This is a genomic window from Methanohalophilus euhalobius (assembly GCF_900215215.1).
GTDB lineage: Archaea > Halobacteriota > Methanosarcinia > Methanosarcinales > Methanosarcinaceae > Methanohalophilus > Methanohalophilus euhalobius.
This window is the reverse complement of record NZ_OBDR01000001.1, coordinates 159,447-181,824: the sequence shown is the minus strand read 5'-3', so window position 1 is coordinate 181,824 and position 22,378 is coordinate 159,447. Positions and strand designations below refer to the sequence as shown.

The following is a 22,378-nucleotide window of genomic DNA, read 5'->3' as shown; positions in this document are numbered from 1 at the left end:
GCAGATCTTGGTGATATCCATATGAACAATGATGATTATTACAGGGAACTTGGCCTGAAGTGCGGACTGGAGATCCACCAGCAGCTTGATTCAAAAGAAAAACTGTTTTGCAGGTGCCCGACTACATTGCGTGATACTGAAGAGTCCAATGTAGAATTCTACAGGTATTTGAGGGCCACTGAAAGTGAAATGGGTGAAAAAGACCGTGCGGCTGTGGAACAGACAAAGGTCAACCGTAAGTATGTTTACAAGGGCTATGATACTACCTGTCTTGTAGAATATGATGAGGAACCACCCCGCAAACTGAATACCGAGGCCCTGGACATTGCCCTTGTGGTTGCAAAACTGATGAACATGCGACCAGTGGAGCAACTTCATGTAATGCGTAAAATAGTTGTTGATGGTTCCAACACAACCGGTTTTCAACGTACTGCTTTCCTTGCAAATGACGGAACGATACCCACAAGTCTGAATGAGGTGGGTGTTGATGTACTGTGTATTGAAGAAGAATCTGCCCAGAAGATTGAGGATAAAAAGGATAGCATTGTTTATTCCCTTGACAGGCTGGGAATCCCTCTTGTGGAAATCGGGACTGCTCCCGATATAATAACCCCTGCCCATGCCAGGGAAACAGCCCGGATTATAGGTATGTTGTTGCGTTCTACCGGGAAGGTCAAAAGGGGACAGGGGACCATCCGCCAGGATGTGAATATCTCAATTGCTGAAGGTGCAAGGATCGAGGTTAAGGGTGTACAGGCCCTGGATATGATCGAAGCCATTGTCGAACTTGAAGTCGAAAGACAGGTTAACCTGTTACGTATCCGTGAAATGCTGCAACAGAGGTCTGCGGGCGTACATAATGAAATATTTGATGTAACTGATGTTTTCAAGAAAACCGAATCCAAGGTTATCAAACGTGCACTTAAAAAAGGAAAAGTCCTTGCTATCAGGTTAATCGGTTTTGATGGTATCATAGGAGAAGAAGTGCAGCCTGGAAGAAGGCTTGGCACGGAGTTTTCAGACAGGGCAAAACCTTCCGGTGTGGGTGGAATTTTCCATACCGACGAACTCCCGAAATATGGCATCACTGCAGATGAAGTGGAATCCCTGAGAACATCTGTGGGAGCTGCTGATGGGGATGCAGTTGTACTGGTTGCCGATTCTTACAAAAAGGCACACGGTGCGATGGAAAGTGTACTTATAAGGGCTCGCGAAGCCCTGGAATTTGTACCCGAGGAAACCAGACGGGCTCTGCCTGATGGAAATACTGCATACATGAGACCACTGCCGGGTGCTTCACGTATGTATCCCGAGACAGATGTTCCCGTAATTGATATATCCTCTTCTTACTTTGAATCCGTTGAAACCCCTGAACTTCTTATCGATAAAAGTAAACGGTTCACAGAAGAATACAATTTAAACGATGAACTTGCTGAAAAAATCGTTTACTCAAAGTATCTGCTCCTTTTTGAAAAAATCATGGATAGATTTTCTTTAAATGGTTCAATAGGTGCTACTCTGGTTGCCCGTACTTTTACAGGCAGGTTGCCTGAACTTCGCAGGGACGGGATTGATGTCGAAAAACTACAGGATGATCACTTTATTGCCTTGTTTGATGCCATAGGAGAAGGCAAAATTGCCAAGGAAGGTATTGATGAATTACTGCGCCTGCTTGCTGAAAAACCGGATTTAAGTATAGATGAAGCCTTGAAAGAACTTGGTTTTTCAGGTATAGATACTTCTGAAATAGAATCCTTTGCAGTCAATCTTGTCAGGGAAAGGGCTGATTTTGTCAATGAAAAGGGATTGGGAGCTGTTGGCCCTCTCATGGGGATTGTCATGGGCCAGTTCCGTGGAAAAGTTGATGGTAAGGTTGTAAGTAACATCCTGAAGCAAAAGATTGAAGAACACATAAATAGTTAATAAGAGTGATGAAAATGCTGAAAACAGGACTAATGGCTTTTTTTTGCCTGGTCCTTATCATTTTTTCCGCAACACCGGTATTTGCCGGAATAGAGGTTGCGGATATATATCCTCTCACTGATGATTATAGCAGTGACTATCATTATCCTGCATGGAGTCCGGATGGAAAGCAGATTACTTACATGAATGGTCAGGCAATCGGGATTATGGATGTAGATGGTAGTAATCCACATATTATTTATGATGGAATGAAATGGGACGGTGATCCCTGTTTTTCTGCAGATGGGAAGGAAATTTATTTCGCGTCAGAATCCCGAAAACCGCGTTCTTCTACCTACATCAATCTCTTTAAGATGAATGCCAACGGATCCAATATTACACAATTAACTGATGGTGCAGACCGCCGCTCACCTTCAATAAGTCCGGATGGTTCAATGCTTGCATATCGATCCAATATTGCGGGTAATTATGACATCTGGGTAATGGATATAACAAACAAATCACATAGGCAGTTGACTTTTACTTCAGAAGATGAAGGTAAGCCTTCCTGGTCTCCTGATGGGAGCGAAATAATTTACTCTTTAAAGGGTAATTTATGGCTGACAGATGTAGAACTTGATACATCCTGGCAACTTACCCATGGTAATTCCAATGATGTCGATCCTTTTTTCCTGCCATCAGGTGAAAAGATAGTCTTTGTTTCTGATCAGGGAGGAGAAACCAATCTATGGTTGATTGATACTGAGGATGATGAGAGACAATCACTTACCGACAACAGGAAAGTTGAATTTTCTCCTGCCGTAAGCCCTTACGGTAAAAAAATAGTCTTTGGAACCAAAGCAAATGGAACCTTTGATCTCTGGATGTTGGAAATGGAAAATCCTGAAGGCACAGATGAGATTTCCGGTATTAATGTAGAAGATACTAATGTAAATGTAACGGAGAATGAGGATGTTGTATTAACCTCCGAAAACAATCAGGATATGGATGAAGGCTCTATTGGACTATTAGGCAAGATAAGTAATAATCTTGCTTTGTTTGCCGGAGGGCTTGTACTTGGCATAGTTTTATTCCTGATAGCCAGATTAATTTTCAGGAAAGTGTAATTTATATTTGTAACTACTTGTACTTTGAATGAATCTTTTCTTTCATCCATCGAAATACTTATAGCCTACTTTTTACATTTATAGGCAGGTTCCGATGATGAGTGCAGTAATTGGTTTGGAAGATGGGACAATTGTCACAGGCACCGGTTTTGGTGCCGAAGGTACAGTTTGCGGAGAACTCGTTTTTACTACTCAATATACCGGTTACGAGGAGGCACTAAGTGATCCTTCCTATAAGGGTCAGATCCTTATGTTCACTTATCCCCTTATTGGTAATTATGGTGTCAGCGATGAATGTTTTGAATCAGATGGTGTAAAGGCCGAAGGCCTTGTAGTCAGACAAGCATGTCCTGACCCTTTTCATCACAGTTCAAAACGCACCATTTACAGACTCATGGAAGATGAGGGAAAACCGGCTATTGCCGGGGTTGACACCCGGATGCTCACCCTAAATAACAGGGAGCATGGTACAATGAGAGCTGCCCTTATTAATGGAAGTGATGACGGCGAAGCAGCCGTGCAGCTTGCAAGGGAGCAACCCAAAATATCAGATATTGACTTAATTTCCAAAGTAACATGTAATGAAGCATATAATGTAAAAAGCAAGATTGATACCTCTGATAAAAAACATATTGTACTTATTGATCTGGGTATGAAAGCCCATATTATGGATAGCCTGCTTGCAAGAGGCATGGATGTAACAGTAGTCCCTGCATCAACACCTGCTTCAGCAATAAGTGATTATGAACCTGATCTTCTTTTCCTTTCCAATGGTCCGGGAGATCCACAGAATGCGATAGAAGCCACAAAGGCTGTGAACTATTTTGCATCGGAATTACCCATTGCAGGTATATGTCTGGGTCATCAGGTTATTTCAAGGGCTATGGGAGCAGATACATACAAACTCAAATTCGGGCACCGGGGGGCCAACCAGCCGGTAAAGGACCTTTCAAGCTCAATTGTACATATTACTTCCCAGAACCATGGATTTGCTGTTGATAATGATTCTCTTGAGGCAACCGATCTCTACACTACCGAGCTCAATACCAATGACAACACGATCGAAGGTGTGGCACACCGGGACCTTGATATCCTGAGTGTACAATATCATCCGGATGCGCATCCTGGACCAATGGATACTGAAAAACAATTCTTTGACAAAATTTACAAAATGGCAGGGGGCGATAAATGATGCCAATAAGGACTGACATAAAAAAGATAATGCTCATAGGTTCCGGTCCAATTATGATAGGACAGGCTGCAGAATTTGACTTCTCGGGAAGTCAGGCCTGCCGCTCCCTGCGGGAAGAAGGATTTGAAGTCGTACTTGTAAATTCCAATCCGGCAACTATTATGACAGATCCTGAAATGGCGGATTCTGTTTACATTGAACCCCTGGAAGCCCCACTAATCGGTGAAATCATTGAAAAAGAGCGGCCTGACGGTATAATTGCCGGATTGGGTGGACAGACGGGTCTTAATGTTACAAGTGAACTTGCAGAGCTGGGTATTCTTGAAAAATACGGCGTAGAGATGCTGGGTACGCCTCTTGATGCAATCACAAATACCGAGGACCGGGAACTTTTCAAGCAGACCATGGAAAACATCGGGGAAAAAGTTCCCCGCAGCAAGGCTATTTCCTCTTTGCAGGAAGCAGAAGAAGTGATAGAGGAACTTGGTCTTCCCATTATTGTCCGCCCGGCCTATACCCTGGGAGGTGCAGGCGGAGGAATTGCCCATACAAAGGAAGAATTATTGCAGATCGTAGAGAGGGGCATAAGGCTGAGCCGCATTAATCAGGTACTCGTGGAGGAAAGTGTCCTGGGCTGGAAAGAATTTGAGTATGAAGTAATGCGTGATTCCAATGATACCTGCATTGTTATCTGTAATATGGAAAACATTGACCCCATGGGTGTCCATACAGGTGAATCAATAGTAGTTACCCCTTCCCAGACACTTAATGATGAAGAGCACCAGATGCTCAGGACCGCAGCTATCAAGATAATTCGGGAATTGGGTATTGAGGGTGGATGTAATATCCAGTTTGCAACAAAGGACGGCGAATATCGTGTTGTGGAGGTCAATCCCCGTGTGTCCCGTTCCTCGGCTCTTGCCTCCAAGGCGACCGGTTATCCGATTGCCCGCGTAACCGCCAAGATTGTTGTGGGAATGACACTTGATGAAATCCTCAATGATGTCACAAAGAAAACCCCTGCATCTTTTGAGCCAACCATTGACTATGTGGTTACAAAGATACCCAGATGGCCTTTTGACAAGTTCGTAACTGCAGACAAGACTCTTACCACAGCAATGAAGAGTACTGGTGAAGTTATGGCCATCGGAAGGACGATTGAAGAGTCCATGCTAAAGGCCATCCGTTCCCTGGACAACGATATGGATTTTGAGTTTAAGGGCAGGGATGATCCGGAGATTGTCACATTACTCAAAACGCCGACAAGTGAGCGTCTTTTTGTTATCTATGAAGCCCTGAAGAAAGGTTACTCCATTGAACAAATCTCTGAATATACGGGCATCGACCGTTTCTTCCTGCAAAAAATGGCCAACATTGCAGATATGGAGTCACAGGTTGCAGAACAACTTTTCAAAAATGGAGAAACAGACATTGATCTCCTTATAAAAGCCAAGAGAATGGGATTTACTGACAGCAGAATAGCCAAATGTTGTTCAAAGACCCGGGAAGAAATAAATGATATACGCAGGGACGGGGCCATCACTTCCACTTACAAGATGGTGGATACATGTGCAGCAGAATTTGCTGCAGCAACTCCTTATTATTATTCATGTTATGAAACGATGTGTGAATGTAAGCCCACAGACAAAAAAAAGATCCTGATTCTGGGTGCCGGTCCCATACGTATCGGGCAGGGAATTGAGTTTGATTACTGTACGGTGCATGCAGTCCAGGCCATACGTGAAGAAGATATAGAAGCCCATATCATCAATAACAATCCTGAAACGGTTTCTACTGACTATGATACTTCGGATAAGTTGTTCTTCGAACCTCTGACCCTTGAAGATGTAATGAATGTCATTGAAAGGGAAAATCCGGATGGGGTGCTCGTACAATTCGGAGGCCAGACTTCGGTTAACCTTGCAATCCCCCTGCAGAAGGAACTTGCCAGGCGCACAGACCTGAAGACGAAGATAATGGGAACTTCCCCTGAAAATATGGATGTGGCAGAAGACAGGGAAAAATTCAACCAGCGTCTTGCAAAAATGAAAATCAATCAGCCGGATGCAGGTTATGCAACATCCGAAAAAGAAGCCCTTAAGGTTGCAAATGATATTGGTTATCCGGTCCTTGTCCGTCCCTCCTATGTACTTGGGGGAAGGGCAATGGAGATTGTTTATGATTCCACAGATCTGGAGCGTTATATGAAAGAAGCTGTCAGGGTATCACCCGAACATCCCATCCTTATTGATGATTTCCTTGAGGGTGCGGTGGAAATCGATGTGGACGCTGTGAGTGACGGCAATGATGTCCTGATCGGTGCTATCATGGAACACATCGAAGAAGCAGGAGTACATTCCGGTGATTCTGCCTGTGTGATTCCTCCTTATGATCTCTCTGAGAACATTCTTGAAACGGTTCGGGATTATACCAGAAAGATTGCTATGGCGCTTGAGGTCAAGGGTCTTATAAACATCCAGATGGCAACAAAAGATGGCGAGGTTTATGTCTTGGAGGCAAATCCAAGGTCCAGCCGTACGATTCCCTTTGTATCAAAAGCTTCCGGGCTTCCTCTGGCAAAGATCGCTGCACAGGTTATCATCGGCCACAGTCTTAAGGATCTTGGTTACCTGCAGGACAGGGAACCTTCCCTGAAGCATTATTCTGTCAAGGAAGTCCTCCTTCCGTTTGACAAATTACCCGGTGCAGATCCTGTGCTTGGCCCTGAAATGAAAAGTACCGGTGAAGTGATGGGTATTGATTATGACTTTGGAAGAGCATTTTTCAAGGCCCAGCTAAGTGCTGATAATCTCCTTCCCCTGAATGGAAAAGTATTCCTGTCCATCAGGGAGCGAGATAAGGAGGCGATTGTAGAAATTGCCCGCAGGTTGCAGGAAATGGGACTTGAACTCATGGGTACAAAAGGTACTGCACGTTATCTTTCCGATAGAGGTATCAGTATGGAGGCAGTCATGAAGGTGCATGAAGGCAGTCCCAATGTCATTGATATGCTCAGGAGAGGCGATGTTGCCTTTATCATAAATACCCCGACATCCCGCCAATCCAGGAAAGATGGTTACCATATACGCAGGGCAGCAGTGGATTTCAAGGTTCCGTACATTACAACCATACAGGCTGCGCGTGCTTCAGTTGAAGCCATTAAAGCAATGGCTGAGGGCAGCAGCACGATTAAATCAATTAACGAATATCATGAAGAGATCCGCCGGAACAATTAAGTTTACGGCTGATTTTATTTCTTTTTTATTTTAGATTGAGGTATTAATAATGGTCAAAAAGGCAGTACTGGCTTATTCAGGTGGTCTGGACACATCAATATGTGTTCCTTTACTTAAAGAAAAGTACGATTGTGATGAAGTAATAACCGTAGCGGTGGATGTAGGCCAGCCGCGGGAAGATGTTGAGGAGGCTACTGAAAAAGCCCAGAATATAAGTGATCTGCATTTTACCCTTGATGTCAGGGAAGAATTTGTAAATGATTATATTTTCCCTCTCATAAAGGCAAACGGGGATTATGAAGGATATGTAATGGGAACATCCATTGCACGTCCCCTTATTGCTAAAAAGGTCGTGGAAATCGCAGAAAAGGAAGGAGCTTCAATGCTTGCCCATGGATGTACCGGTAAAGGTAATGACCAGTTGAGATTTGAGGCAGTGTTCAGACTTACGGATATGGAAGTAGTGGCTCCGATGCGTGACATGAACCTGACACGTGAATGGGAGATAGAGTATGCAAAACAACATGGTATTCCTGTTTCTGTAACATCTTCCAAACCCTGGAGTATCGATGAGAATATCTGGAGCCGCAGTATAGAGGGTGGCAAACTGGAAGATCCGGGTTATATCCCGCCGGAAGAGATCTACAACTGGACAGTGGACCCGGCGCAGGCCCCGGATGCACAGACCATAGAAATCGGTTTTGAGAACGGAGTTCCTGTGTCCCTTGATGGTAAGACAATGGATGGAGTAACTCTTATCGAAAAGATGAACAAAATCGCCGGGTCCCATGGTGTCGGAAGGACCGATATGATAGAGGATCGTGTGCTGGGATTGAAAGCCAGGGAGAATTATGAGCACCCTGCAGCAACAGTTTTACTGACTGCACACAGGGATCTGGAAAAACTTGTGCTTACCCGCTCTGAACTCAAGTTCAAGGCTATGGTGGATGCTGAATGGTCCGAACTTGCCTACCTGGGTCTTGTTGATGAACCCCTGTATGAAGACCTGAATGCCTTCATAGATTCCACACAGCAGCGTGTTACAGGTACTGTAACTGTGAAGTTGTACAAAGGTAATGTCTACATTATGGCCAGGACTTCACCCAATGGTTTGTATTCAGAGGACCTTGTATCCTTTGACAGCAAGGTCATCGACCAGCAGGATGCTGAAGGTTTTTCCAAATACCATGGTTTCCAGGCACGCCTGTATCGCAGGTTTGTTGCCAATAAATAATTTTAGTGGAGGATTTAATGTCCTCCTCCACTTATATTCAGGCCTACTACTCCAATTACTACAAACACTATAGATATCATTTTTACTGCTGTGGCAGGCTCTTTGAACCAGAGGATTCCAATAACCGTTATCATTGCAGTCCCCATTCCGGCCCAGATTGCATAAGCTATGCTTACGTCTATTCCTTTCAATGCAATCGTTAACGAGGTAAAGCTGATTCCATAAAATAGGAATATTCCAACAGAGGGTAGTATATTTGAAAAACCATCAGATAATTTCATGCATGTGGTGCCAAACACTTCAAATATTATGGCTCCTATCAGATAGATATAACTCATAATTCTATTTTGGAGTTATACCTTATAAATAGATATTCCTCAAAGTAAGGATTAATAGAGAAGGCATAGGTATCCTTTCCTATGCCTCCATTATCGTACCCCACGATTATAAACCCGCTCGGGTCCCACCCCGTCAGGTTATGTTGAGAGAAGGTTTCTCCCAATCACCACATAAACTAATAGGATGTTTGTCTATATAGCATAATCTCTCTTGATTTTTAAATATCAATATAATATTATAGTCCCGTTAAAAATTACAAAGAGACATTAAATTCATCGTAGGAAATACTTATCCGAAAATAGCTTACAGGCAATTTTGATATTGTCATTGTATATACAGTAACATTGCTGCGACACTTAAAGATTTTGGATTTTTGAGAAGTTGGATGTGAATAATAGTTGATATTTAACCTGCAAAAAACCAAAAGTAGATTGAGAACATGGATGCCCAACCATGTTCTCATTTAATCCTCCACTCCATGTATCAGCCGTAGTCCCCCTACCCGGCTGATACAGCCCGGAACAATGCTGCACAAATCCCGGACAATTCTTACATTGTCATGGACAGATATAACACAACCGGATTGAAATAGGATAAAGACCCTGAAATTTTTTAAGAGTTAAAAAATTTCAAAGCCATATTAAGGCTTAATCTCATTCTTGCTTTCTGGATTCGATTATTTCCAGACTGCGACGAAGCATTACTTCTCCCAGGAAGAGCAACAGGGCAGCCAGGATAAAATACATCTTCCAGCTGACAGGCTCCATGCGACTCTGAAGAGAGTTCTGCCGGGCATCTGTGAGGAGATTTGCTCTGGCTTCCTTTTGGCTGTAGACCTTACCACCATTTCCGATAATTAGGGAAGGCAAGTCTTCATTGAGGCCAACATCCCTGTACTCAATGGCATAATTCACAGCAATTGGATAACCACTCACATAATGCATCCCTATTGTTTTTGGGAATATCTGGGCTTCATAGGTGTTTTTCCCAACAAAAGCCAGTTCCAGTTCATCACCCCTGTATGTAAGTTCCGGAACTTTCTCATCATACATTGTAAGAGTGATTGTGGCAGGTAGCCCGAACCATGTATCCGGTGCCTCCACAACCGCGCCTTCTTCAGGTTGTGGGTTGGCTATGGCCCAATTTACGGTTGCTGATATCAGCTGTGAGTTGTTACCGGAATACATCTGTGAACTCCAGCCTCCATCCTTGCCATTATCTGTGGTGATCGAAGCAACTCTTCCAAGTCCGTATCTCCATGTAGTTACAACAGGTTTCCCATTCGAAGCAACGACAAGCCTGTTAGCTCCGGGTTTTGGAGTGACATCATTGTAGCCGGTTATATTTGCTTTCACATTTGAATTCCGGGTTATGAAATGAGAGGGATTGAATTCGAAAAGCTGGTAAGATGAAGTGGATTCATTTTCATCTAATGGTGGTTCAATGGATTCATCTGAGATTATATTGGCCCGTTGCCCGGCATCCAATTTGAAGTAATTATTGGTTGTACCTTCTACGTTTTCAACAAGTTTTTCAGCATACACATTACCTGACTCATCTTGCTGGGAGGGAGCTGAAGACCGAATATGAACAAAATAGAAGTTCACATTATCTTTCTTCAGGTCTTTGGCCATGTTTAGGCTTTCTTCATAGGAATCTTCTATACCCCCGTCAGAAATTACCACCAGATCCAATGTCCCGGTTTCTGTATTAAGCCATTCCTGTGCAACTTCAAGACCCTGATGGAGCGATGTTTCACTTGTGGTACTTGGTCGCAATTGGCGTATTTCTTCTTCCAGAAATTCCCGGTTGCCTGCCGTACCAAGATACTTCAGTCCACCAGAAACATCATGTCCCTCCTTACCAAAAGCGATAACTCCCATATAGGCCCCTCTTAGTTCCTCCTTCTGGACCAGGTATATCGCATTACCCAGTATTTCTGGAAGAGTGCCGTGTTTTTCAGTACTAGGAGAAATATCAAGTACAAGGACAATATCCCTTCCTCCTTTCCATTGTGTCGGTGTGGAAGTTACCGGTAAGATATCCTCAATTGAAGAATTCAGGTAATCACCATATTCGTAAGATCGCTCTCCTCCGGTGACAACAACGCCTCCTCCATTGGATACATATTGTTTCAGAATTGATACATCTGATTCGGAGATTCTATTGGCGGGTATATTATCGATTACCACAGCTTTTTGTGAATCCAGATTAGAAATGTTGGAGTTGGTAGAGGTATCATAAAGGTTGTACAGGATATTGGATAGTGGAGAGTCCGGTTCATCAGTTATGTACTGTATTTTGGGTTTTGGTACCACGTAGACCGATTTAAGGAAATTATTATTAATATTATCGGCCTCATCCGCCTGTGTGCTCAGCTCAATTTTGATCTCATGTGCACCGAGCTCATTGAATCTATAAGGGATTTGATAGCTGCGTTGTCTGCTGCTCTGTGTGAAGGTGCCACTGCGTATCAATTCATCATCCGCATAGGCGTTGAATGTATATTCCACAGGTACTTCTTTAGCCTGGGATACAATTATTTCAAACCGGTATTCATTCCCTTTTACTGCGGTTTTGTCACCTTTTACCTGAATACTGAGATCGTTTGATTCAATTTCCGGTGTAACTGCATATACAGTGGATCCTATATTTTGTGCAAAATCCAGTCCTTCTTCAAGGTCCTTGCCGTAATTATTGTTCCCATCAGTCACCAGCACGACCTGGTTATCACTGCTGGCATACTGCACGATGGCATCTCCCAGAGCGGTTTTGTCACCTGTCAGCCTGACAAGGGTGGTCGGGGTTTTGGTGGTAAGGCTTTCATAGAGTTCATCGGCCACACCTTCCTCGAAGAGCTGCATACTATCGGTTTCATCCGAGATTATCACAAGCTGCGGGTTTTCCTGTTCTGTTACCTGGCTTACCAGAGTAAAGGGGGAAGCAAGGGCCACTATCAACAGGGACAGAACAATTGCCCTGGAAATGAGCAGTTTTTTGTTACCGCCCTTAAGCATAAGGTATAGGGCACCTGCCAGCACGGGTAATATTAATGCAAGTATAATGGGTTGTTCAAAGGAAAGCATCACAGTTCACCCCGGTTGCGTATAATCAGGATTTCAAGTATTGCCAGTAGGATAGCCAGTATAATCAGGTAATTGTCCAGATAGTTCTTTGCCTCATAACTATCCTGGCGGACGATATCTGGACTGTCCCTGTTCTGGTCTGAAACACGTTCCATTACCTCCGATCCTTGCCTGGTAGTATCCGATTCACGGTCACTGTACAGGTTGACCGCCACGGTGCGTCCTCCGATATTATATGTCCCGACCTGTTCGAACAATACCTTCTGGGTGGTTATTGTACCGGTAGGTGTCTGTACTGTCATTTCCCGGGCAAGGGATGTGACATCTCCGGTTTCCAGGTTATAATCACTTATATCCCCACTGCCACCGAGCCAGGCTGTAAGCCGTGCCCAGAGCACCGGGTATTCAGGCAGGTTGTGGAAATTGTTCCACGGCTCACCCAATTCATCATTGAAGCCGAAATATACCAGTGTCCCGTCTCCCACAGACCAGTGGGCAAGTAAAGGGTCTCCCTGCTCGGTTGCAACCAGAACGGTTGCATCATTGCGCGGTGTGGCATTGAGATATTTATACATGGCAATCTCGTTGAATTTGACATCATCGGTAAGACTTGAGGACTGGACAACTTCCAGATCGATACCCAGGATATTCTGTGTTTCAGCCACATCACCGGGTATAACCGGGAGCATGCTCTGGAACTGGTCTGTGGCATTGCCGCCTGCAAGCATCTGGCTGGCTATAACCACTACCCGGCCGCCATTGTTCAGGAAACTGTCAAGCCTTTCTACCTCGTTGGATGCAAGGGAGCGGTTTTTCAGCCCGATGACCATTATCCGGTAATCATCAGTGGAAGAAGGAATGCCCTCGGCCGTAGAAATATCCACAAACGCCAGTGTAGAAAGAGCAATTTTTGATGGTAACTTCCCTTCATCCGAAACAAACAAAGTTTTCGTATCCGATTGGGTTGGAATTACAACATATGCATTATTGTCTGCAGGCAAATTATCCTCATCTGCGATTGATATTGATGTAACCCCCGAAGAAAGGGGATTCACACGAAACTGGGCTGTATCCGAGGGTCCCACATTAAGAGAGCGCTTTACTGAACCAGCCGGGTTTTCAATTTCTACATCAACCCTTTCGGTAAAGTCATTATAATTCTTGACAACACAGGTATACACGTAATTACCATCTTCGATGCCTATCCAACCATCTATGATTCCCACATTACCCACTGCTGAGCCTACATCAACAAAAGCAGTGTCAATCCCATAGGACTGGGCAAGCTGTTTTGTAGATACCGGATCTTCTCCCTCCCAGCTGGCAAAATCGGACAGCACAACCATTGTACCGCCTCTCTGCGAAAGGAGTCTCATACCTTCGGACATTGCCCCAGAAATATCAGCTATCGTGTCGCTGGGCTCGATATTTTCAAGCGCATCGGATGCTTGCGATGAATCAGTGTTCTCAACAACAATTTCCGGACTGCTTTTGGCCAGTATTATACTGTTCTTCTTGCTGAGATATCCTTCAGCCAGGCGTGTTGCATCATCAAACCGATTGCCTGCCTGCATACTTGCGGAGGCGTCAATGACAATTACAGTATGTTCATCACTCAGCTCTTCCTGTGAAGTGTAAAATGGCGCTGCTGCAGCTGTGGAAAGCAGTATGAGTACAAGTAACTGGATAAGAAACAGTGGGTCCTTCAGAAATTTCCTGATCGATGAAAAACGTTTTTTCTGCTTTTCCACCTGCATTAAGAACATCAGGGAAGGTATACTGAGCTGGACAGGTTTGGGCCTGAGAAGATAAATTATTATTAAGGGGATCACACTTGCAAGAGCGGCAAGGGCCATTGTATTATCAAAGGGTATTACCATCGCCTCCTGCTGCTCAGTGTTTCAAGGAAAGCCTCAAAGATTGGTTTATCGTTTGAAAACTGGTAAAAATCCGCACCTACATGATCACAGGCTTGCTGTATCCTGTAGACATGCTCATTGAGCAATTCCTGATAATTCTTCTGGAAATTCTTGCTGACATAGGTTTGCAATTCTTCACCACTTTCCATATCAGTCAATTTTGCCAGACCATCAATTTGTAGGTCCTTTTCAGTTTTATCCATTACCTGTATTACAATAAGTTCATGGATTGAAAGCCTGTATATAGCGGATTCAATGGATTTTGGATCATCCAGAAAGTCAGAAATTATTATTGCAAGGGAACGCGAACGTATCGCTTTTTCATACTGTTTCACGCATTCCTCTATGGAGGTCTCGCCACCGGTTTCTGCTTCTGCCAGCCTGTCGATAGCTCTGAGCAGGTATTTCCTGCCACGTTTTGGCTGACTGAAGCTAACATTGGTGGCAAATGTGGAAATTGCGAATTTGTCATTATCTTTTGTTACAAGATAAGCAAACCCGATAGCAAGCATCGCCCCATATTCGAATTTGGTAGGCCCGTCTGATGAATATTCCATGCTGTTACTTGCATCCAGCAGGATATGGTTTGTCAGGGATTTACTTTCCTCAAATTCCCTTACATAGAGTTTTTCGGTACGTGCATAGGCATTCCAGTCAATAGTCCTTGGTTCATCACCCCAGTGATACTCCCTGTATCCTCTGGTATCCAGTCCCTTTCCGCTGTGAATTGAGCGACGGCTACCGGCGTACACACTGGATACGCGCTTGCGTACCATAAAGGAAAACCTGTCAAGTTCCTTCAGGAAACTAACATCAATGCTATGTCTTTTTTCAGTCATTGAAGAGGCCCTTTGTTATTTTTGGGAAAGTTCATTCAGTTCTTTTGATGATCTCATCAATAACTTTGTCCGGAGTAATACCTCTGCGCTCGGATTCGAATGTCAGCATTATACGATGCCTGAGTATTGGATAAGCCATTGTATCCACATCTTCCTTGCTTACATAATTACGCCCGTGAATAAGTGCGCGGCCCTTGGCTGCAAGTATCAATCCTATAGAGGCACGTGGGGAAGCACCGTATTCGAGGTGTTCTTTCCAATTACGTGTTGTCATGACGACTTTGATAGCATAGGCCTTTATGTCCTCAGCAATCGGTACTTCCCGGGTCAGGCGTTGCAGTTCCAGCACCGAACTTTTCTTGAGAACCCGGTTTACTTCAGGTATGTCCACCATGGTGTAACGGCGCACGATTTCCTTTTCCTCATCAAAAGAGGGGTAATCCAGCAGGATCTTGAGCAAGAACCTGTCCAGCTGGGCTTCGGGTAGAGGGAATGTACCTTCCATTTCTATGGGATTCTGGGTTGCCAGAAGAAGGAAGGGTTTGTCCAGGATAAATGTATCATTCCCAACAGTCACCTGTTTTTCCTGCATTGCTTCAAGCAGAGCTGACTGGGTTTTAGGGGATGCCCTGTTTACTTCGTCCGCAAGCACGATATTGGCAAAAACAGGTCCGGCTTCGAATTTAAATTCCTTGTGCCCGCCGCTTTCCTCTATAATATGAGTACCTGTAATATCTGCAGGCATCAGATCCGGAGTACACTGGATTCTACTGAATGTCAGATCCATAACCTTTGCAATTGTGGATATTGTAAGGGTTTTTCCCAGACCTGGATTACTTTCCACAAGTGTATGCCCATTACACAGGATAGACACAATAATCTGTTCCACTGTTTCTTTCTGTCCTACAATTACCTTTGAAATCTCATTGAAAAGATTGGTAAAAATATCACTGGTATTACGGTAGATATCCGTTTCACCTGATTGAGAACTTTTGTCCATATAATTACTCCTGCTACATTATCTGGTTAATTCTTCAAAATATGATTTTATGATTGGCTCATACCCTTCCGGAAATTCTTCACGATAAGCCGGAGCAGTCATCTGTCCGACTTCGTATGAAGAAGAGGGTTTGAATTTCGGTTGGTTTTCATCTTCCTGTCCGGTAGGTGTAAAGCCGGATTCCGATCCTGGTGGAATACTCAGGTCCACTTCTTCACCTTCCACCACGACTACCACAGGTTCACCTGTAATATTTTCCTTTCCCGCCTCATCTCCTTCTCCATCAGAAGGGAAATAATCTTCAGGGGTATTATCATTACCGGGAATCCCGGGGATGTTGTCGATTACTTCTTTCATTCCTTCGGGAGTTATGTCTGTGCGAAAATCCGAATATATAACTATACCCAGGGCCGAGATAGTGAAAATCAAAAGGATAAATACGACCTTGAGTTTTTTCCTGTCAAGAAAAGCAGATGAATGAATTTCCTTTGTACCTTCCAGTACTGAATAAATCAAATCATTGATTATAACATTGTTCAGATTGCGGTTATCGTAGGCTGTCCTGAGCCTTTCTTTCAGGATCGGATATTTCTCTTCTGCCAGTAAGATAACTGAAGTGTTTTTTTCTCTTCTATAGAGCAGCAAAGTTATTATTAGGGAAATTCCAATTGAAATAAGAAGAAGTGCAATAGTTGAAAATGAAATTGTCAATGAAGCAACATCATAACTTTTATCGGCATATAATTCCAGTGCTCTTACCAGTCCAAATGCGTTTTCCATATTTATCAAAAGCAGGATAGTATAAATGGCAAGGGTCAGGATGACAAATTCTGCCAGTTTAAACAACCGCCGGTATTTGCGAACAGCATTTTCCTGCCGATGAATGAATTGTTCAAGATCCTCTGCCCCGGTCATTGAATTTCACTCTTCCATGTAACTCTGGTAGGAACCCAGATTCTTTAACATATAAACGTTTTGATTCAAGCTATCAAGTGCTTCTTTTACATTGGGATCTTTTGTACTGCCGTTCATATCGATGTAGAACACATAATCTCCCAGGGACATTTTGGAAGGGCGTGATTCAATCCTTGTCAGGTTGATCCCTCTTGTAGCAAGTTCCCCCAGCATCTCATAGAGAGCACCCGGGTGGTCCCTGTCAAGATAGACAATAATTGAAGTTTTACAGTCATGTGTACAGGTTTGAATTCGCTTGTCTTGCTTTCTGGCAATTACTACAAACCGGGTGAGATCAGGTTTCCAATCCTGTATATCTTCTGCAAGAATGTCAAGCCCGAAACTTTCAGACGCTTTTCTGGAAGCAATGGCAGCCATTTCCGAAAACTCCGTTGCAAGTTTGGCAGCATGTGAAGTACTACCTGTAGTCCTGATTTCCACATCCGTATAATTCTTCCGGATGAAATGGCGACATTGTGCCAGTGCCTGAGGATGGGACAGAATTATTCTTATATCCTCTTTCTTCCCCTTTGAAAGCAGGCAGTGATGGATATGAACCACAACTTCCCCAATGATTGAAAATTCATGCTCCAGCAGCAGGTCAAGAGTAACACCGACAGATCCCTCTATAGAATTTTCTATTGGGACAACACCATAGTCTATGGAATTATCCTGAAGGGTCTCAAATACTTCTGAAATATCCTTCAGATATGAAATATCCGGATTAGTTCCAAGATGTGCTTTCCATATATTTGCAGCTTTTTCGGAATATGAACTTTCAGGCCCCAAAATGCCGATTTTCATTGACTTTTATAGAGTACTGATATTTAAAATAATTTGTGATAAACTAGCATATAGATAGATGTCTCCAAATCCCTTAAAAACCCATCAATTGCGCATTATCCTGAAAATCATTGTCAGACCTGTGAGATTAATAACTCCTATCAAAATCCCTCCCACAAGGTGCATGTTGTTTTCCGGAGAAGTAGTAGAGTCCTGATTTTCATCTTTTTCCTTTATTTCAATTACCCTATCGTTCTCGATAGATAGTGTATCCTTGTACGTCTCACCACTGCTATCAATTACTGTTTCCAGGGTGTATTGTTTATTTTTCTCCAGACCGGTTATGTAGTACATGGAATCATTGCTTCCAGAACAAACTTCTTTACCACTACTGCTAAGTTTCATGCTGGTAATTCCCGGTGACACGACTTTTAGCACTGCATATTCTTTCAGGTTTTTTTCCTTTCCCTCGCAAAAAGCAGGCCTATCCGCAATGCCAAGCGTACTCAACAGAATTGGTGCTACATCTTCCTGGCCAATCGTTTCCTGAATTCGTTGTTGTTTAATGTTGGGGGACAAAATTATCAATGGCACATTGCGAACCTCATTTGCAGAGGCATATTTCTCTGATTTTGCCCCACCTCTTGATTCAGCATCAGGAAATGCCATACCATGGTCAGACGTGATAACCAGTGCCAGATTGTTTTCCTGACATGTTTCATAAAGGGGCACGATCAGGGAATCAAGGTTTTCAATACACTGGCTATAACCTTCATAGCCCCTGTAGAGTCCTGCTGTGTCAAGTGCGGCAATATTGACGGTTATGAAGTATTTTCTATCCCTGCCTTCCTTTTCAAGGATATTGATAGAATCCATTGCAGCATCCAGGGCTAATTTATTGTAGGTATAATATCTCTGGATTGTGCCGGAAGGCGTATTTTCCACCCTGGATAGTGCCCGGGACGCGTGTGTCTCAAACTCTGTTGTAAGAAGTGGAAGGGGATGATCTATATCCTTATTTTCGGATGTCGAAATCTGCATTACAGGTTCATTTATGGAATTGGTTGTGTCATGGAGAACAAGGTCATTTTCTGCAACTACTTCTTCGGAGTCCCCTCTCTCCAGTACCCCAACTGTCAGGTATCCATGTTTCTTTACAACGTCATAAATACTGGCATTATCATAACCTACCATTGTGTCATCTGCATCCCTGTTACCTGTCATGATAACATTGTGTCCGCTATTACCTTTCAGTTTAGGGACATAAACAGAATCGAAAATCGCAGCCTGATTATATATTTTTGGAAGATTTGACAAAACGGGTTTTTTGAGAATGGAACCATCGATTGCTTTTACATCCAACTCAGGATTTATGTATCCGTTGCCAAGACCATCAACTATCAGTACCACTACACCATCAGGATTATTTGTATCTCCTGCTTCAATAAATGTTGCACATCCGGCCGGATTTATTGTTATGCATAAAAATAATAGGAGGAGAAGTATTTTCCCAACCTGCCAGATTTGCCTTCTGGAATATATCATCAAGAACAAAAATATTGTTTCATATTAGTATTTTATGCTATGATGTTTTATTTTTATGTTGATTGTTGCTTTCGAGTTTACTGATATATAAAGATATTCCTCTTCTTTGAAAGAGATTGAACTTTAATATTTCGTTTGATAAATAATCGGTACCAATAAGCATTTTATATTTATCAATTACATGATGTCGATTTGTAATTACAATTATTTTTATATATTAGTTTATAAGACGTTGATTTTAACTATAATATATAAGTATTTTTACTACATTTTATCTATTAGTACCTAATATACAGACAATAGTATTGAAAAATAAGTAGCAAAAAACATGTTTATTGATAATATAAATTCTTCATCTATGAATTGATATTTGCAAAACCTATATATGTAACATATAAGAGATAAAAACCTTTATATATAATAAAATTGCAAAATTAATTGATCATAAGGTGCCTTAGATAAGGCACCTACTCATAGATTGGAGTGTTGAAAGTATGTCAGAAATGACCCAAAAAACCAGATTAACGAATGCTTTAAAGGGCGAGTCTGTAGACAAAGCCCCGGTTGCCTCTGTTACACAGACCGCAACAGTAGAACTCATGGAAATGACCGGTGCATCCTGGCCCGAGGCTCATTCAGATGCTTCCAAAATGGCAAAGCTGGCATTGGCATCCCATACTGAAGCCGGGTTGGAAGCTGTAAGATATCCATTTTGCCTGACGGTTCTTGCCGAAGCCATGGGTTGTGAAGTAAACATGGGTACCCAGAACAGGCAACCCTCAATAACAGAACATCCCTACAAAAAAGGAATTGATGATCTCAAAATGCCTGATAACCTGGCTGAACTGGGCAGGGTCCCGGCAGTAGTTGAAGCTGCAGGCATTGTTAGGGATAGTGTAGGTGAAGATGTACCGATTATAGCAGGAATGGAGGGACCGGTTACCCTGGCCTCAGATCTTGCCAGTGTCAAGAAATTCATGAAATGGTCTATCAAAAAGCCCGATGACTTTAACGCCATCCTTGATTTTGCCACTGACGCGTGTATCGAATATGCCAATATCCTTCTGGATAGTGGAGTAGATATGATATGTGTGGCAGACCCGGTGGCTTCTCCTGACCTTATGAATCCAACCACATTCAATGATACCCTCAAACCCTGTCTTGCAAAATTTGCAGAAGCTGTTGATTGTGTAAAAATATTGCATGTATGTGGAAATGTAACACCAATCCTTGATATGATGGCAGATTGTAAATTTGAAGGCTTGAGTATCGAGGAAAAGGTAAAGGATGTTAAGGAGGCCAAAAAGACAGTTGAAGGACGCGCTACACTTGTTGGTAATGTATCCAGTCCTTTCACAATACTCAGCGGAACTCCTGATAAGGTAAAAGAGGAAGTGAAAAAGGCCCTGGATGATGGGATATCTGTAGTTGCCCCTGGCTGTGGTATTGCTCCAAATTCCCCACTTGAGAATGTAAAGGCACTGGTTGAAGGAAGAGATGAATACTTTTCCTGATTGTATAAGGGATGCCTGATCACATCCCTTTTAACTAAAAGAGGTGGTTATATGAAAGTGGGAGTTGCTATTGATCTTGGAACCAGTGGTTTCAGGGCTCAGAAAGTAGATATTGAAAGTGGTGAGATCCATAAAACCGTGATTACCATGAATAACCCTCTTCCGGGAGCCAATGTCATGGATCATTTGGATTTTGCCATGAATTATGGACAGGATCTTGCCCACGAACTAGTAATAGGTGCTTTCCGGAATATTCTTGAAAAACTTGGGATTCATTCATCTCCTGATAGAATCGCAATTTGTGGAAATCCTATCCAGCTATCCCTTTTTCAGGGCATACCAATTGATGACCTTGCATATGCGGGACAGAGAAAAAAAGCAAAATATAACATAAAAGAACAGGAACGCAAAGCTGCTGTTGTAAAAAGTATTTTTATCCCGGGTCTTGAAAATCTCGATAATTGCAGTGTCGTTATTCCTCCTGCAATCAAACATGAAGTGGGAGCTGATGCTCTTGCACTTATTGTTAAATCCGGTATGCTGGACAATGAAGACATTTCAATTGCAACGGATTACGGAACAAATGCAGAGATGGCTTTGAAAGTAGGAAATGTAATATATACAGGTTCAGCTGCAGCCGGACCGGCCCTGGAAGGACAGGAAATTTCAAATGGTACGATTGCCCGCCCTCATGCTATATCCGACGTGTCCTTTGAAGATAAAGCACTGCGTAATTATGTCCTTAATGATAATATGGATACTGTACAGGGTGACCTCGTAAAACCCGATGATGGTACGGTAATAGATAAGGGAGACATAGAAGCATATGGTATTACAGGAACAGGTGTAATTTCTTTAATTGATGAATCTATCAATAATGGTCTTGTAGTACTCCCAAAGATAAACCTGAAAAACAGCATCATCCAATTGCAGGATGGAATAAAGTTTAACGAACATGATCTTGTAGAAGCTGGCAGGGCGATTGGGGCTATCAGGGCAGGTCACATAACTCTTTGTAATGCTGCCAAAATAGCAATGGAGGATATAAAAACTGCATATATGTCAGGTGCTGCAGGAACCTATATGGATGCTATTAAGGCGCACAATATTGGTATGATCCCTTATGATGTAGACCAAATTAGCCAAATTGGGAACACATCCTTGATAGTTGCCAGAGAAATTTTGCTATCAGAGGACAGGTTATGGGAATTACAGAAAATTGCAGAGGAAATCGTTGGAACACATGTCATGTTTGCTATGGATGATGCATTTAAGGAAGCCTATATTCTCGAACTTTCCTATTGGGGAGAAGGCATGCCTTTCAAAGTCCTCAAAAAATACCTGAAGAAAAAGAAACTACCTACAATAGATGCTGTAAAATCGGTCCCTGCTATTGAAAAGCGTGTAGTGAAAGATATTCCTGTACTGGGGGAAGAAGGTCTTCACGTTCTTGACAAGGTTGGAACCTATCTTACGATGATCATTGAAGGCTGTGAAGCCTGTCATAAGTGTGTCAAGGTCTGTCCTAATGATGCCCTTACAATGGAGGACGAAGACAACAGAGTAATGATACGTACTGATTTATGCGATGGTGCTCATTGCCAGAAATGCATCCATGCCTGTCCCCATGATCTGTTTAAATGGGAAAATCTGGATATTATGATGCAGGAATCATCAATGGAACAATAATCTAGAGAAGGTTTAACGG

Annotated in this window: 15 protein-coding genes; 7 read left to right on the top strand and 8 right to left on the bottom strand. The window is 42.9% G+C overall.

Annotated elements, in window-relative coordinates; genetic code table 11:
* The first annotated feature begins 21 nt into the window (after positions 1-21).
* The 5 genes from gatE (at position 22) to CP947_RS00890 (ending at position 8,691) form a co-directional block, all read left to right on the top strand.
* On the top strand, positions 22-1,923 hold the full coding sequence (gene gatE / locus CP947_RS00910; protein WP_096711387.1) for a Glu-tRNA(Gln) amidotransferase subunit GatE: 1,902 nt from the start codon (positions 22-24) through the stop codon (positions 1,921-1,923).
* 8 nt (positions 1,924-1,931) lie between these two features.
* Positions 1,932-3,029, top strand: a complete 1,098-nt coding sequence (locus CP947_RS00905) for a TolB family protein (RefSeq protein WP_096711386.1) — start codon at positions 1,932-1,934, stop codon at positions 3,027-3,029.
* Between the two features lie 94 nt (positions 3,030-3,123).
* Positions 3,124-4,221: a glutamine-hydrolyzing carbamoyl-phosphate synthase small subunit gene (carA, locus tag CP947_RS00900; protein ID WP_096711385.1), complete on the top strand. Its 1,098-nt coding sequence runs from the start codon at positions 3,124-3,126 to the stop codon at positions 4,219-4,221.
* Positions 4,221-7,457, top strand: a complete 3,237-nt coding sequence (gene carB, locus CP947_RS00895) for a carbamoyl-phosphate synthase large subunit (protein ID WP_096711615.1) — start codon at positions 4,221-4,223, stop codon at positions 7,455-7,457. The genes carA and carB overlap by 1 nt, the downstream gene beginning before the upstream one ends.
* Before the next feature lie 49 nt (positions 7,458-7,506).
* Positions 7,507-8,691 (top strand): argininosuccinate synthase, encoded by a 1,185-nt coding sequence (locus CP947_RS00890; RefSeq protein ID WP_096711384.1) that lies wholly within the window; start codon positions 7,507-7,509, stop codon positions 8,689-8,691.
* A 14-nt stretch (positions 8,692-8,705) separates the two neighbouring features.
* Here CP947_RS00890 and CP947_RS00885 read toward each other — a convergent pair whose 3' ends face one another.
* The 8 genes from CP947_RS00885 to CP947_RS00850 all read right to left on the bottom strand — a co-directional run bounded on the left by CP947_RS00885 (position 8,706) and on the right by CP947_RS00850 (position 19,156).
* Complete coding sequence (locus tag CP947_RS00885; protein WP_096711383.1) at positions 8,706-9,029, bottom strand: DMT family transporter; 324 nt, start codon at positions 9,027-9,029, stop codon at positions 8,706-8,708.
* A 654-nt stretch (positions 9,030-9,683) separates the two neighbouring features.
* On the bottom strand, positions 9,684-12,116 hold the full coding sequence (locus CP947_RS00880; protein ID WP_096711382.1) for a vWA domain-containing protein: 2,433 nt from the start codon (positions 12,114-12,116) through the stop codon (positions 9,684-9,686).
* Complete coding sequence (locus CP947_RS00875; RefSeq protein ID WP_243641476.1) at positions 12,116-13,996, bottom strand: vWA domain-containing protein; 1,881 nt, start codon at positions 13,994-13,996, stop codon at positions 12,116-12,118. Before CP947_RS00875 ends, CP947_RS00880 begins: the two co-directional genes overlap by 1 nt.
* A complete protein-coding gene (locus CP947_RS00870; RefSeq protein WP_096711381.1) occupies positions 13,990-14,874 on the bottom strand; it encodes a DUF58 domain-containing protein in 885 nt (294 codons plus the stop codon). Before CP947_RS00870 ends, CP947_RS00875 begins: the two co-directional genes overlap by 7 nt.
* A 31-nt stretch (positions 14,875-14,905) precedes the next feature.
* Positions 14,906-15,874, bottom strand: coding sequence for an AAA family ATPase (locus CP947_RS00865; protein WP_096711380.1), 969 nt, complete (start codon positions 15,872-15,874; stop codon positions 14,906-14,908).
* A gap of 18 nt (positions 15,875-15,892) precedes the next feature.
* Positions 15,893-16,789: a DUF7502 family protein gene (locus CP947_RS00860; protein ID WP_096711379.1), complete on the bottom strand. Its 897-nt coding sequence runs from the start codon at positions 16,787-16,789 to the stop codon at positions 15,893-15,895.
* A gap of 6 nt (positions 16,790-16,795) precedes the next feature.
* Positions 16,796-17,632 (bottom strand): prephenate dehydratase, encoded by an 837-nt coding sequence (pheA, locus tag CP947_RS00855; protein ID WP_096711378.1) that lies wholly within the window; start codon positions 17,630-17,632, stop codon positions 16,796-16,798.
* Between the two features lie 84 nt (positions 17,633-17,716).
* A complete protein-coding gene (locus CP947_RS00850) occupies positions 17,717-19,156 on the bottom strand; it encodes a sulfatase-like hydrolase/transferase (RefSeq protein WP_096711377.1) in 1,440 nt (479 codons plus the stop codon).
* A gap of 494 nt (positions 19,157-19,650) precedes the next feature.
* Here CP947_RS00850 and mtaA point away from each other — a divergent pair, with 494 nt between their 5' ends.
* Positions 19,651-20,670 (top strand): methylcobamide:CoM methyltransferase MtaA, encoded by a 1,020-nt coding sequence (gene mtaA, locus CP947_RS00845; protein ID WP_096711376.1) that lies wholly within the window; start codon positions 19,651-19,653, stop codon positions 20,668-20,670.
* Between the two features lie 51 nt (positions 20,671-20,721).
* Positions 20,722-22,359 (top strand): methylamine methyltransferase corrinoid protein reductive activase, encoded by a 1,638-nt coding sequence (locus CP947_RS00840; RefSeq protein WP_096711375.1) that lies wholly within the window; start codon positions 20,722-20,724, stop codon positions 22,357-22,359.
* Positions 22,360-22,378: the final 19 nt, after the last annotated feature.